This is a genomic window from Methylomonas sp. (assembly GCF_023228165.1).
Taxonomy (GTDB): domain Bacteria; phylum Pseudomonadota; class Gammaproteobacteria; order Methylococcales; family Methylomonadaceae; genus Methylomonas.
The window spans coordinates 90,456-104,442 of the sequence record NZ_JALOBS010000015.1; the positions used below are offsets into that span (position 1 = coordinate 90,456).

15 protein-coding genes and 1 pseudogene are annotated in these 13,987 nt (G+C 54.0%); all 16 read right to left on the reverse strand.

Annotation, left to right across the window (positions count from 1 at the left end; translation table 11 throughout):
- Nucleotides 1-74: 74 nt before the first annotated feature.
- The gene (locus M0R33_RS13030; protein WP_292569726.1) at nt 75-461 is read right to left on the reverse strand and encodes a ClpXP protease specificity-enhancing factor; all 387 of its coding nucleotides are present in this window, start codon (nt 459-461) and stop codon (nt 75-77) included.
- Nucleotides 458-1,063, reverse strand: coding sequence for a glutathione S-transferase N-terminal domain-containing protein (locus M0R33_RS13035; RefSeq protein ID WP_292569822.1), 606 nt, complete (start codon nt 1,061-1,063; stop codon nt 458-460). Before M0R33_RS13035 ends, M0R33_RS13030 begins: the two co-directional genes overlap by 4 nt.
- Nucleotides 1,064-1,231: 168 nt before the next feature.
- Nucleotides 1,232-1,951, reverse strand: coding sequence for a cytochrome c1 (locus M0R33_RS13040; protein WP_292569729.1), 720 nt, complete (start codon nt 1,949-1,951; stop codon nt 1,232-1,234).
- A 3-nt stretch (nt 1,952-1,954) separates the two neighbouring features.
- On the reverse strand, nt 1,955-3,352 hold the full coding sequence (locus tag M0R33_RS13045; protein WP_292569732.1) for a cytochrome bc complex cytochrome b subunit: 1,398 nt from the start codon (nt 3,350-3,352) through the stop codon (nt 1,955-1,957).
- Entirely contained in the window at nt 3,349-3,948 is a 600-nt protein-coding gene (petA, locus tag M0R33_RS13050; protein ID WP_292569736.1) for a ubiquinol-cytochrome c reductase iron-sulfur subunit, read from the reverse strand. The genes M0R33_RS13045 and petA overlap by 4 nt, the downstream gene beginning before the upstream one ends.
- 139 nt (nt 3,949-4,087) lie before the next feature.
- Entirely contained in the window at nt 4,088-5,173 is a 1,086-nt protein-coding gene (gene hisC, locus M0R33_RS13055; protein ID WP_292569739.1) for a histidinol-phosphate transaminase, read from the reverse strand.
- 254 nt (nt 5,174-5,427) lie between these two features.
- Complete coding sequence (locus M0R33_RS13060) at nt 5,428-6,762, reverse strand: sodium:alanine symporter family protein (protein WP_292569742.1); 1,335 nt, start codon at nt 6,760-6,762, stop codon at nt 5,428-5,430.
- Nucleotides 6,763-6,992: 230 nt separating this feature from the next.
- Nucleotides 6,993-7,529 (reverse strand): transposase, encoded by a 537-nt coding sequence (locus tag M0R33_RS13065; protein ID WP_292569745.1) that lies wholly within the window; start codon nt 7,527-7,529, stop codon nt 6,993-6,995.
- Nucleotides 7,530-8,053: 524 nt separating this feature from the next.
- Nucleotides 8,054-8,377 (reverse strand): helix-turn-helix domain-containing protein, encoded by a 324-nt coding sequence (locus M0R33_RS13070; protein ID WP_292569748.1) that lies wholly within the window; start codon nt 8,375-8,377, stop codon nt 8,054-8,056.
- A pseudogene (locus M0R33_RS13075) lies at nt 8,352-8,609 on the reverse strand (BrnT family toxin); the annotation flags it as partial. The pseudogene M0R33_RS13075 and the gene M0R33_RS13070, both read right to left, overlap by 26 nt.
- A 564-nt stretch (nt 8,610-9,173) precedes the next feature.
- A complete protein-coding gene (hisD, locus tag M0R33_RS13080; protein ID WP_292569751.1) occupies nt 9,174-10,475 on the reverse strand; it encodes a histidinol dehydrogenase in 1,302 nt (433 codons plus the stop codon).
- A gap of 5 nt (nt 10,476-10,480) precedes the next feature.
- Complete coding sequence (hisG, locus tag M0R33_RS13085) at nt 10,481-11,107, reverse strand: ATP phosphoribosyltransferase (protein ID WP_256616686.1); 627 nt, start codon at nt 11,105-11,107, stop codon at nt 10,481-10,483.
- A gap of 15 nt (nt 11,108-11,122) precedes the next feature.
- Nucleotides 11,123-12,388 (reverse strand): UDP-N-acetylglucosamine 1-carboxyvinyltransferase, encoded by a 1,266-nt coding sequence (murA, locus tag M0R33_RS13090; protein WP_292569758.1) that lies wholly within the window; start codon nt 12,386-12,388, stop codon nt 11,123-11,125.
- Nucleotides 12,381-12,728 (reverse strand): STAS domain-containing protein, encoded by a 348-nt coding sequence (locus M0R33_RS13095; protein ID WP_292569761.1) that lies wholly within the window; start codon nt 12,726-12,728, stop codon nt 12,381-12,383. Before M0R33_RS13095 ends, murA begins: the two co-directional genes overlap by 8 nt.
- The gene (mlaD, locus tag M0R33_RS13100; protein ID WP_292569764.1) at nt 12,728-13,192 is read right to left on the reverse strand and encodes an outer membrane lipid asymmetry maintenance protein MlaD; all 465 of its coding nucleotides are present in this window, start codon (nt 13,190-13,192) and stop codon (nt 12,728-12,730) included. The genes M0R33_RS13095 and mlaD overlap by 1 nt, the downstream gene beginning before the upstream one ends.
- A gap of 1 nt (nt 13,193) precedes the next feature.
- A complete protein-coding gene (mlaE, locus tag M0R33_RS13105; RefSeq protein WP_292569767.1) occupies nt 13,194-13,976 on the reverse strand; it encodes a lipid asymmetry maintenance ABC transporter permease subunit MlaE in 783 nt (260 codons plus the stop codon).
- Nucleotides 13,977-13,987 lie beyond the last annotated feature (11 nt).

Here is a 13,987-nt window from a genome sequence, read left to right on the forward strand (position 1 = left end):
GTGTCTTTAAGGCCTTAAGCTTTTTACGTGCGGTTGCAAGCCCGGTTTATGCGCCGCGATGGTCCTGGCGGGCGCTATTTAACCACCCGTAATTGCGGTCTTGACGGCGGCGGGTTCTCGGGTTCCGGAGGGCTGGGGGTATCGTCGTCGCTCTCTTCGGGGTCGAATACCATGCCACGGCCATTTTCCTTGGCGTAAATGGCCAAAATGGCTTCCGTGGGCGCATTGATGCGCATGGGTTTGCCGGAAAAGCGGGCGTTAAATTGTATTTCGTCGTTACCCAACACCAAGCCCTGGATGGCTTCCGGACGGATGTTCAGTACAATCCGGCCATTTTCAATAAAATTGGTAGGTAGATTAACACCTGGAAACTCAGCGTTGACCAGTAAGTGCGGAGTCAGGTTGTTGTCGGTGATCCATTCGTAGATCGAGCGGATCAAATACGGTTTTAATGGCGTCATTTGATTAATGGCATCAAGTCTTTTTCTTCCCGGGTCAAGCTATCCTGAAAGGCTTTGCGGGAGAACAGGCGGTTGGCATAAGCGGTGATACCTTTGCCGAGGCTGGCGATGTCAATGCCGATGCTGGGTAGCCGCCACAGGAAAGGCGCCATGGCACAATCGATCAAGGAATATTCTTCGCTCATGAAATAGGGGTTGGCCTCGAATACCGGTGCGGCGGCCATCAGGCTTTCTCTGAGCATTTTTTTGGCTTTGGTGGCTTTTTTGTCGCCGTGAATTTGCACTTCCTCCAGTAAGGGATACCAGTCCTGGTCGATGCGCTTGATCAGCATGCGGGCGTTGGCACGCGAGACGGGGTCCATTTGGTGCAAGGCAGGGTGCGGAAAGCGCTCATCCAGATATTCCATGATGATGCGGGCGTCGTATAACACCAGGTCTCTCTCCACAAAGGTGGGCGAGTTGCCGTTTGGGTTCATTTCAAGTAAATCTTCGGGCGGTTCGTTCGGATCGAAAAATTCGATATCAGCTGGGACGCCTTTTTCATGTACGACGAGGCGGGCACAGTGACTCATAATGCAGTTCGCGGTTGAGAACAGAATCATTGCGGATTTTCGGCTGGTAATGTTTGCCACGAAGAGTAACCTCTTTAATAAACAGGGTTCAAAACGGGGCGAATTGTACCATGGTTGATCATCGATTTGGGGAGGCGGCAAGTGCCGCGCGCAGACAGATGAAGCGGGGCGACTTGAAGCCGCCCCGTCGGAGAAAGATTAGTGGACGTCCTTCCAATATTCTTTTTTCAGCAAGTAAGCCAGTACGATAAACATCAGGATAAAGAACAGCACGTATTTGCCCATTTGCTGTCTTTCCAGTTGTACCGGTTCGCCGACGTAGACCAGGAAATTAACCAAGTCGTTGACCATGTGGTCGAACTCTTGGGGTGATAACTGGCCGGGTTCCGCCAGTTTCAGTTCGGTGATGATCTCCTGGCCGTCAACGGTTTTGATCACGGCTTCCTGGGTGCCTTGTTGTTGCCAAAATACGTTAGGCATGGCCACGTCTTTGAACACGGCATTGTTAACGCCGGTGGGTTTGCCGGGTTCGCTATAAAAACCTTTCAGGTAGCTATATAGCCAGTCCGCGCCGCGGATTCGGGCGATCAGTGAGAGGTCGGGCGGGGTGGTGCCGAACCATTTTTCCGCGTCATGGCCATTCATGGCCGAATGCATCTGGTCATAAATACCCGCACCCAAAGGGGCGACATTTTTCAGGATTTCGTCTTCATCCAGTTCCAGGTCCATCGCTATGCGTTTGTAGCGAATGTGTTTGGCGGAATGGCAACCCAGACAATACGTCACATAATGATGAGCGCCGCGTTCCAGCGAAGCGCTGTCCGATAAGTCGATGTCAGCTGATTCCAGTTTGACGCCGCTGCTGGCCGATACAGTTAAAGGCAGCAAAAATAAAAGAGTGTAGAGTATCTTTTTCATGGCTTAGTCCAGGCTCTTTTTCAGGTTTTTTGCAAAACGAATCAATACGGTTTTGATGCCCGCAAAATTCGGCCTTCTTTTGGTTACGCTAGCATTGGACTTGTCAGTGGTTTGCTCGACTGCTACCACCTCATCGATGACGGCCAAAAAAGCCGGTATGCGATCTTCCAAGGTAGGGTGCTCGGTTAAACGTTCCGGTACCGGCTTGGTTTTTTCCCAACGGGTATAAAGAGGCATCAACAGGAAAAAGCCGAAATAAACCGCGGTTAATACGCGTGCGACAGTAGTGGCGCCGGGGGTGGCGGCCTGAGTGCCGAGGTAGCCCAGGCCGATGAAGGCGATCACGAACAGCAAAACGGCTTTTTTGAAAATGCCGCCGCGATAGCGGACGGATTTTACCGGGCTGCGATCCAGCCAAGGCAGCATGAACAACACTACGATGGCACCGCCCATGGCGATGACGCCGGCAAACTTATCCGGTACCGCGCGCAAGATGGCGTAAAACGGGGTGAAATACCAGACCGGGGCGATATGCTCCGGCGTTTTCAATGGATCGGCCGGGATAAAGTTGGCGTGTTCCAGGAAATAACCGCCCAACTCAGGCATATAAAAGATCACCACGGCAAAGAAGAACATGAATACGCCGACCCCCACCAAGTCCTTGACTGTGTAATAAGGATGGAAGGGGATGCCGTCTATCGGATGGCCTTTCCAGTTGAGATTTTTTTTGATTTCGATGCCGTCCGGGTTATTGGAGCCGACTTCATGCAAGGCCACGATGTGTAGAAACACCAGGATCAACAGGACCAAAGGCACCGCGATGACGTGGAAGGCGAAGAAGCGGTTTAATGTGGCGTCGGAAACCACGTAGTCGCCGCGTATCCACAACGACAACTCATCGCCGACCACCGGAATGGCGCTGAATAACGAAATGATCACCTGCGCGCCCCAGTAGGACATTTGACCCCATGGCAGCAAATAGCCCATGAAGGCTTCCGCCATTAGGCAGACGAAAATCAGCATGCCGAAAATCCAGATCAGTTCGCGCGGTTGTTTGAACGAACCGTACACCAGGCCGCGGAACATGTGTAGATAGACCACGATGAAAAAGGCCGAAGCACCGGTGGAATGCATGTAACGCACCAGCCAACCCCAGTGGACGTCGCGCATGATGTATTCGACCGAATCGAAGGCCAGCTTGGCATCGGGTTTGTAGTTCATGGTCAGCAAAATGCCGGTGATGAACTGGTTAACCAATACTAACAAGGCTAACGAGCCGAAAAAGTACCAGATGTTGAAGTTTTTAGGCGCGTAGTAATGCGCCATGTGCTCGTTCCATAAATCGGAGATTGGAAAGCGTTCCAGCAGCCAGGAGCTGCATTGATTGATTCTGTCTTTCATGCTGTGGTTACCTCTGTGTCTTCGCCAACGATGATTAAGGTGTCCTTAACATAACGGTAGGGAGGAATCTCGAGATTGGTCGGTGCGGGAACACCTCGGTAAACACGACCGGCCAAGTCAAACCAGGAGCCGTGGCAGGGGCAGAAGAAACCGCCTTTCCAGTCCGGGCCCAAGTCGCTGGGGGCAATTTCCGGGCGGAAGGTGGGAGAACAACCTAAATGGGTGCAAAGTCCGACAGCAACGAAAATTTCCGGTTTGATGGAACGTAAAGCGTTTTTGCTGTATTCGGGCTGGACGGATTCATTCGACATGGGGTCGGCCAGCTTGCTGTCCAAAGTGGCCAAAGTGGACAGCACTTCGGGTGTCCGATTGAGTATCCATACCGGTTTGCCACGCCAGGCGACCCGAATCATTTGGCCGGGCTCCATCTTGCTGAGATCGACTTCAACAGGTGCGCCGGCGGCCATGGCTTTGGCGCTGGGCTGCATTTGAGAAAGAAAAGGGACAGCCAGGTAACCAGCCCCGACGGCTCCAACCACCGACAAGGCCGAGGTTAGGAACTGGCGCTTGGATGTATCGACGCCTTCAAGGTTCATATGTAACACTCCTGATGAGAGATGATGCGTGTGATACACATCAATTATTATAATTTTTACCGCAAATATACCTTACTGTTCCGGGTTTATGAAAGTGTTATTGCGGGCGAGGCGAGGCCATTCAACCTGTGCAGCACTATTACGGATTTTTCAAAGCATTCCGCAATGCGGTCAGAAAGGTCTGGTTCTCTTCCTGTTTGCCTATCGTAACCCGCAAACAGTTATGCAACACTCCACCCTGAGGAGAGAGGTTTTTAATCAAAACGCCTTGTTTTTTCAGCGAAATAAACACATCGTCAGCCGGGTGATTAAGGGTTCTGATCAGAATGAAATTCGCCGCGCTGGGGTAGCATTTGATGTCTTCCATACCTTGCAATGCAGCCAAAACCTCGCCGCGCTGCTGGCAAATGTCGCTGGTTTGCTCCACCAGAAAGTTTTGATGGGTCAAGGCAAACTGTGCGGTGATTTGGGTCAAACAGTTGATATTGTAAGGCAGGCGGACTTTATGCAACTGTGCCAGGACGGTATTATCCCCAGCCAGAAATCCCAGCCTTAAACCCGCCAGCCCCAGCTTGGATACGGTACGCATCACCAGTAAATTTTGATAATTCGGTAATTCGCCGATAAAACTGGCATCGGCAAACGGCGCGTAGGCTTCATCCACGATCACCAAGCCGGGGGCAATAGCCAATATTTCCTTAATAGCCCCCGCGTCAAACAGATTGCCGGTGGGGTTGTTTGGGTAAGCCAGGAAGATCAGGCTGGGTTGAGACGACTCAATAGCCGCCAGCATGGCCGGCAAATCCAGATCAAAATCGTCGGTCAGCAAGGGTACGCCTTGATAACGCAAACCCAAGCTAAGGGCGATTTGTTTGTACATCACAAAGCCGGGTTCCGGCGCCATGATCGTGGCATTGCCGGGTAACGCCATCTGTAGAATCTGGATGATTTCATCCGAACCGTTGCCCAACAGCAGGCCGGATTCGGCGGGGATATGATTGCTGGCGCGTAATGCCGCGACTAAGGTTTTAGCCTCGGGATCCGGATAACGGTTCATGGGGCAATCTTTTAATTGTTCCAGCCAGGCCTGTTGAATGTCAGTCGGCCAGCCGTAGGGATTTTCCATGGCGTCGAGTTTAATGAAATGATGGGCGTCAGCCACATGATAAGCCGACATCGCCAGAATTTCAGGACGGAATAAAGCAGTGAGGGTTAGGTTTGGCATAGTTGGCAAAATCGGCGGAATTGGAAACACGCGGCGTTGTACTTTGCCCTATGAAGCCGAGGCAGTCGCGCGACAAAAATGCGGCGGATTTTAACAAAGCGGAGGACGAACGCATAACCTTGTAAATCAGCCATCTTGCGTCCACGTTGACGCGAATCACTCGCGGCGATGCGAGCGTCGGTGCAGCGATTCTAACACCACTGTATAAAGCTGGCAAAGGCCACGCTTTATACGGTTGCGATAGGTCGGCAACATTAATCTTGTCCATGGGCCTTGAAATAACGATCGGTCTCTTGCTTGACGACTTTCGACAGTATCAACAGCGCAATCAAGTTGGGCAGTGCCATCATGCCGTTCATCAGGTCGGAGAAATTCCAGACGAATTCTAGTTCCATCATCGCGCCGACGATCACCGTGGCGATAAAGGCGATACGGTAGATGCGGATAGCGCGCGGCCCGAACAAATACTCGATGGCCTTTTCGCCGTAGTAATTCCAGCCTATCAAGGTGGAGAAGGCAAACACAGAGGTGGCGATGGCCACCAGTATTTGTCCACTGGTGCCTAAGGTTTCGGCGAAGCTGGCGCTGGTCAATTGGCCGGCGGTGACACCGAGAGTCCAGGAATCGGCGGTCAGAATCACCAACGCGGTCATGGTGCAGACCAGCAACGTGTCGATAAAAGTCTGGGTCATGCTGACCAGCGCCTGCTTGACCGGGTCATTGGTGCGTGCGGCCGCGGCGGCGATCGGTGCGGAACCCAGGCCCGATTCGTTGGAAAACACCCCGCGGGCAATGCCGAAGCGCATCGCCGCTGCCACGCCGGCGCCGGCAAAACCGCCGCTGGCCGAAGCGGGCGAGAAGGCATGACCGAAGATCAGTCCGAATGCAGCGGGGATTTCGGCGGCGTTCAGCGCCAGCACCGTCAGTCCAGTACCGACATAGCCCAATATCATGAACGGCACCAGCACCGAGGTAAATTTGCCGATCGAGCGGATGCCGCCCAGGATCACCAGCGCCGTCAGCGTCATTAACACCAGACCGGTCACCCACGGTGCGACGGTGAAGGTCGCTTCGAAAATCTTGGCGGTGGCATTGGCTTGGGTCATATTGCCGATACCGAAGGTCGCCAGCGCGGTGAACAGCGCAAACAACCAGCCGAGTTTGGGCAGGTGCGCACCCTTGGCCAAATAATACATGGGCCCGCCGCGCATACCGTACTCGCCTTTTTCCCGGTATTTGACTGCCAGTACTGCTTCGGAATATTTGGTTGCCATGCCGACCAGACCGGTCATCCACATCCAGAACACCGCCCCCGGCCCGCCAAGTGTGATTGCCGTCGCCACGCCGACGATGTTGCCGATGCCGACCGTCGCCGCCAAAGCGGTCATCAGCGCGGCAAAATGGCTGATGTCGCCGGCGTGGCCGTAGTCTTTATGAAAAATCATCCTAAACGCCAACGGCAGCGCCCTAAACTGCAAGCCGCGCAGCAGCACGGTCAAATACAAGCCGGTGCCGACCAACAACGCCAGCATCGGCGGCCCCCAGACCCAGCCGGACAAGGTGGCGATTAGCGATTCAAGGGCTGGCATGGGGTGGGCTCCGGGGTGATTTACAAGGTGTTATGCGTAAGTTTAAGCGATAGGTTGGATATTAGGTCAATTCATATAAGAGGAGGACATTTTTGATGCCAGTTCGTAGGCAGGAATAAATGAAAGGGTTTCCGGCAAACTTTAAATGCCCAGAAACGCCTATTGGCAAACGGCATTTACTCGTTCCCACGCGCCGCGTGGGAATGCAGACCATCCGCGCTAGCGGTCAGCTAAAACCAATCCCGATAAACCGGTAGCAACCCTTCCATCTCCGCATAATTCCGCGCACTCGAATAGCGCCAATGCTCCGGCAAATCGACATAACCGCGTTTGACCGGATTGAGGTGGATGTAATCCAATTTCTGTCGGAAGACTTCAGGGTTCTGGATTAACTGCGGATGACTACCTTCTTCCCAACACTGATAATCCCTGTCGGTTTTATGCGCCTTACGGAACCAACTCAATTGCTGCAATAAGCGTTCGGCGTTAATGGCTTGTAAATAATCAATTAGCTGGCGTGCCGTATAAGACTTGAAATGCGCCAATTGGCTGGGTAAATCGTCAGCTTGTACCAACAAGTGTATGTGGTTTTCCAGAATGACATAGCCGTAGATTCGCCACTCATGCTGCTGTTGGCGGTAGCGTAAAGCATCCAATACGATTTGCACGGTAGCTGGACGAGTGAACAAAGGTATCCAGTTGAGTACGGTGCAGGTTAAGAAATGCGGATATTGGGATTGGAGAATGCGGTAACGACTGCGGCCCATTCGCTTGACCTCGTTTGATATTGTGGTCGTATGTTACCGCTAGCGCGGATAGTCTGCATTCCCACGCGGCGCGTGGGAACGAGTACAATATGCGGTAGTTTGAGCGAGTGCCGGGGTTGTTGATGGAGAATTGGTTGGGGTAGTGTTTTGGTTTCAGACGCCCTTTTGAATTTGTGTCGCTGTGCGACGGGTTGATTTGAAGTCGGGTCTCGGCCCGACAGCCGCGATACTTTCTTCTGGCAGCGCACAAATTTGCCGGGAGCGAATTTGAACAGCCAACGGCTGGCCCGTTAGGGCGAAAACCAAGGATGGTTTTCGTAGCGAAAGTATCACGGTCGTCGGTCCGCGAACCGACTTCTAATTAACCGTCGCGACAGCGATACAAATTTAAAACTCCCCTCACCCTAACCCTCTCCCGGCGGGAGAGGGAATAGTTCTTAAATCCGATATTCTGCCGACCGCGCATGCGCAGTCAAACTCTCCCCCTTGCGCCAACACAGAAGCAATTTTAGAGACACAACAACTCAATCCAACGCCGCCAACGCCGCCTCAGGCGCTTTGTCCAATATTTTAAGTAAGGCTTTGGCTGCACCGGTGGGCGAGCGTTTGCCTTGTTCCCAATTGCGAATGGTTTCCAGCGATACATCGATGCGTCTTGAAAATTCCGCTTGGCTTAAGCCCAAGCGTTTACGCACTCTGCGGGTAAACCGGGCGGAGTCCAGCATGGCGTTAGTCTCATCTAGGACAATCTGCCGGGCAATCTCGGCTTCCGTTGTCGCATCCACACGGGCAGTATCGATGCGTCCAGCTTCCGAATCGGATTCAATGGTCAAGCGTACTGTTTTCATAGCGGTTTATCTCCCGTTGATTGGCTTTGCGGGCTGAGATGATACGCATGGCGTCTTGGCGGGGTGTGTAAACCACGACGAACAGGCGTTGTTGAATCATGCCCGTCAATTGATAGTGGTCTTCGCCGTAACAGCGCCGATTATTAGCCTGCACCAGTCGGTTTGGATCGAAAAACGCCCTTGCGGCGTAGGCAAAATCGAATCCGCGTTGACGGAAACAGGTTTCGCTTTTGCTGTCGTCCCATTAGAAATGCATGGGTCAAGTGTAGTTCAATGGCCTAGTCTGAGCAAGTTTGTTGTGCGTTGTGTGGGAGCGGATGCGAGGTACTCCCGTTATGCCGCGCCGAGCACCGGAGGGTTTGGGCGGACAAATCGGCAGGATTGCCGATTTGCATGCGTAGCACCCGAAGGGTGAGGTACAAGGATGTACCGAGTGATTTGCCCATCGGGGCGATGCAGGGATGCATCGCGTTTTTCGTAGGGGCTGGGATGCCCCTTCGGAAAACCCCGGTCAAAGCCTTCGGAGCGCAGGATAAAAGCGGCATCCGGGTGTCTTTTCTTTCGACTGCATGGATGCAGGAGGTAGAGCAACGTATGGAGCAGTTGCCGAGGCGACGCAAAAGAAAGTATCGCGGTCGCCGGTGTGGGAACCGGCATTAAATTAAACCGTCGCGATAGCGACACAATACTAAAAGCTTGGTTACCGCTGGCAGGGTTAGACTGCATTCCCACGCGGCGCGTGGGAACGAGAAAAAATCCCCTCACCCTAGCCCTCTCCCTCAGGGAGAGGGAATAACTAAATCCGATATTCCGCCGACCGCGCATGAGCGGTTAAACTCTCGCCTCGCGCTAACACCGAAGCAATCTTGCCAAGCTCAGAAGCGCCGGCAGCTGAGCAATTGATCAAACTGCTGCGTTTTTGAAAATCGTACACGCCCAGCGGTGAGGAATAACGCGCAGTGCTGGAAGTTGGCAACACGTGATTGGGGCCGGCGCAATAATCGCCTAAGGCTTCCGCAGTGTAACGGCCCATGAAAATAGCGCCGGCATTGCGGATTTGCGCGGCCAGGGCTTCCGGGTCGGCAACCGATAATTCCAAATGCTCCGGCGCGATGCGGTTGGCGACTTCGGCGGCTTCCGACAGGTTAGCGACTTTGATAAACGCGCCGCGCCCGGTCATAGAGGCACGAATGATGTCGGCGCGTTCCATTTCCGGCAGCAGTTTGTTGATGCTGGCTGCCACCTGATCCAGAAACTCGGCGCTGTCGCTGATCAAAATCGACTGGGCGTTTTCGTCGTGCTCAGCTTGCGAGAACAGGTCCATCGCGATCCAGTCCGGATGGGTCTGGCCGTCGCAGATAATCAAGATTTCCGACGGGCCGGCGATCATATCGATACCGACCTGGCCGAACACCAGTTTTTTGGCGGTGGCGACGTAAATGTTGCCGGGGCCGACGATTTTATCCACGGCCGGTATGGTTTCGGTGCCATAAGCCAGCGCCGCCACGGCTTGAGCGCCGCCGACGGTAAAGATCCTGTCTACGCCGGCAATATACGCAGCAGCCAGTACCATGGCGTTGGTTTCGCTGTCTGGGGTAGGTACCACCATGATCAATTCGCCGACCCCAGCTACTTTGGCTGGTATGGCGTTCATCAATACCGAGGATGGATAAGCGGCTTTACCACCTGGAACATACAGGCCGGCTTTATCCAGTGGAGTGACTTTTTGCCCCAACACCGTGCCGTCGGCTTCGGTGAATTGCCAGGATTGCATTTTCTGATGTTCGGCATAGCTGCGAACGCGGTCTGCGGCAACTTGCAAGGCTTGCGCTTGTGCCTCGGGCAGGCTGTCCCAGGCTTGCTTTAGTGCGGCTGGGCTCAATTCCAGTTCGGCGGCCGTTTTGAATGCGGTGCGGTCAAAGCGGTTGGTGTAATCGACCAAGGCTTGGTCGCCGGATTTACGCACATTGGAGATAATCTCCAAAACCCTTTGGTGAATGTCCAAATCGTCGCTGGCGTCCCAAGCTAGTCTTTGCTGCAGGTCGCGCTCAAAATCAGGGCTGCTGTTGTCAAGACGGAGCATGTTGATCGCAGTCATAGTGTTTACCGTTGCGCCAAAGTGTTTTCAAACTGGTCGATTAAAGCCTGAATGGCTTGGTGCTTCATTTTCATGGCCGCCTTGTTGACCACCAGCCGAGAGGTGATGTTGGCAATCAGCTCGCGTGGCTCCAAGCCGTTGGCTTTCAGGGTATTGCCGGTGTCTACCAGGTCGACGATGCAGTCCGCCAAGCCCACCAGAGGCGCGAGCTCCATCGAACCGTACAGCTTGATGATCTCGGCTTGAATCCCCAGGTCGGCGTAATAGCGCTGCGCGGTTTTGACGTATTTGGTGGCTACCCGCAAACGGCCTTTTACTTCCGGCGCATTCACCGGGCCGGCGGTCATCAGCCGGCAGCCGGCAATGCCCAAGTCCAGCGGCTCGTAAAGGCTTTCGGCGCCGTGTTCCAGCAGCACGTCCTTGCCGGCGATACCCATGTCGGCTGCGCCGTATTCGACGAAGGTGGGTACGTCGGTGGCGCGGATGATCACTAGTTGTACATCCGGGCGGGTGGTTTGTAAGATGAGTTTGCGGCTTTTGTCCGGGTCGTCGATCGGGGTGATACCGGCTTGCTGCAAAAACGGCAGGGCTTCTTCGTAGATACGGCCCTTGGATACGGCTATGGTCAACATGATTTAAGTCGGTTGTTAATTAGGTACGCGGCGGATGGTGGCGCCAAGTTGAGTCAATTTTTCTTCGATATGGTCGTAACCGCGGTCGATATGGTAAATCCGGTCGACCAGGGTGTCGCCATCGGCTACCAAGGCGGCCAAAACCAAGCTGGCCGAAGCGCGCAGATCGGTCGCCATCACAGGTGCGCCGGTGAGGCGCTCAATGCCGGTGATAATGGCGGTATTGGATTCCAGTTTGATTTGCGCGCCCATGCGCTGCATTTCCTGTACGTGCATGAAGCGGTTTTCGAACACGGTTTCGGTAATCAGGCCGACGCCTTCGGCAACGGCATTCAGGGCGGTAAATTGCGCCTGCATGTCGGTGGGAAATGCAGGGTAAGGCGCGGTGCGCACGGTGACCGCCTTGGGGCGTTTGCCGTGCATGTTTAATTCTATCCAATTGTTGCCGGTGGTGATTTCGGCGCCGGCTTCCTTGAGTTTGTCCAGTACCGCGTCCAGCGTGGTGGGGTCGGTGTTTTTCAATTTGACCCGGCCGCGACTGATGGCGCCGGCGACCAAATAGGTGCCGGTTTCGATACGGTCCGGCAGAATGTTGTAGTGCAGTCCCTGAACACCGAGTTTTTCCACGCCTTCCACGGTCAGAATGTCGGTGCCGATGCCGGTTATTTTGGCGCCCATTTTGTTTAAAAAGTGGGCCAGATCGGTCACTTCCGGTTCCTTGGCGGCGTTTTCGATGATGGTGATGCCTTCCGCCAGAGTGGCGGCCATCAGGATGTTTTCGGTGCCGGTCACGGTGATTTTATCCAGTACCAGACGGCAACCTTTCAGACGCTTGCATTTGGCATGGATATATCCGGCTTCCACCTGAATATCGGCGCCCAATTTAATCAGCGCATCGATATGAATATCCACCGGGCGGGTGCCGATTGCGCAACCGCCCGGTAAGGAAACATGCGCTTCGCCGAAGCGGGCCAGCAGCGGGCCCAGTACCAGGATCGAGGCGCGCATGGTTTTAACCAATTCGTAAGGCGCTTCGTATTTGTCGATGGTGCTGGAGTCGACTTCGATGTTCATTTTTTCGTCGACCATCAGGCCGACGCCCATTTGGCCGAGCAACTCCAGAGTGGTGGTGATGTCGTGCAAATGCGGGATATTGCCGACGCTGACCGGCGGTTCGGACAAAATAGTGGCGGCCAGAATGGGCAGCGCAGCGTTTTTGGCGCCGGAAATGCGCAGTTCGCCGTCGAGCGGTTCGCCGCCGGAAATCAGTAATTTATCCATTGATGTTGGTTACATTGTTGGGGGCGGTTCTGGATGAACTGCCGGAATAATATTCGGTTTCGTCAAAGCCGCTCAATTTGGCCAGGGCCATGAGTTGCGCGGGAATATTTTTAACACGTAGTTGGGCGCGGATCATGCGGCTTTGCTTTATCCATTCGATCATCAAGGCCAGGCCGGCGCTGTCGGTTTTGCCGACTTTGGACAAGTCGATATAAATCGTCTCTATGCCTTTTAAAAACCTAAAGGATTGCAGGGTCTCCTTGTCTATGCTGGCGAAGGTTAAATTGCCTTCAACCGTAAAATAACCGGGCGATTGCTCGCTCAAACTCAGCTTAGCCATTATTTGCCTTCTGCTTTGTTCATCATGAATTTGCCGATCATTTCTTCCAGGACGATGGCCGAACTGGTGATATCGATTTTACTTTTATTTTTCAAATAATCGTCGGATGCACCGGGGTCGAGGCTGATGTACTGCTCGCCCAACAGGCCGGCGGTATAGATGCTGGCGCTGGAGTCGTCCGGCAGATTGTCGTATCGCGCGTCGATTTGCATTTCCACGATAGCTTCGTGAGATTCCTTATCCAGCGTGATGGAGGACACCCGTCCCACCTTGACGCCGGCGACCGATACCGGCGATTTGACTTTCAGTCCGCCGGAGTTCTGGAAGCGGGCGCTGACGGTAAAGCTGTCGCTGTTGCTGTAGGAGCCGAGATTGCTGATTTGCAAGGCCATATAAAACAGGGCAGCGATGCCGATGGCGACAAAAAGTCCGACCAGAGTGTCCTGCGTTTTTGAGTGCTGCATGTTAAATGTCTCCAAACATGAGAGCGGTTAAAATGAAATCGAGTCCTAGAATCGAAAAAGCGGAATTGACCACGGTGCGGGTGGTGGCGCGGCTGACGCCTTCCGAGGTGGGTATGGTGTCGTAGCCTTCGAACAGGGCGATCCAGGACACCACGAATCCGAACACCACGCTTTTGATGACGCCGTTGATGATGTCTTCGTTAAAGTCTATGCCGTTTTGCATTTGCGCCCAGAAGGCACCGTCATCAACCCCGAGCATGCCCACACCGACCATGTGCCCCCCCATGACGCCAACCGAACTGAAAATAGCCGCCAGCAAGGGCATGGAGATCAGACCGGCCAGAAAGCGCGGGGTAATGATGCGGTTGATGGGGTCGACCGCCATCATTTCCATACCGGACAATTGTTCGGTGGCTTTCATCAAACCGATTTCCGCGGTCAAGGCCGAACCGGCCCGGCCGGCAAACAGCAGTGCCGAAACCACGGGGCCCAGTTCCCGCACCAGCGAAGCCGCCACCATCAGGCCCAAGGATTCTTCGGCGCCAAAATCGGACAAAATGTAATAGCCCTGCAAGCCGAGCACCATGCCGACGAACAGGCCGGAGATGGCAATGATCAAAAACGACAATACGCCGATCGAATACATTTGCTTTATCAGCAGGCTGGGGCGCGGCAATATTTCGCGTACGCCTGTTAGGGTATGCATCAGGAAAAATGTGGCGCGACCCAATTTGGCGAAGCTGCCACGGGTGGTTTTGCCCAGCTGTTCTAATAATTCAAGCATAGCGAGTCCGG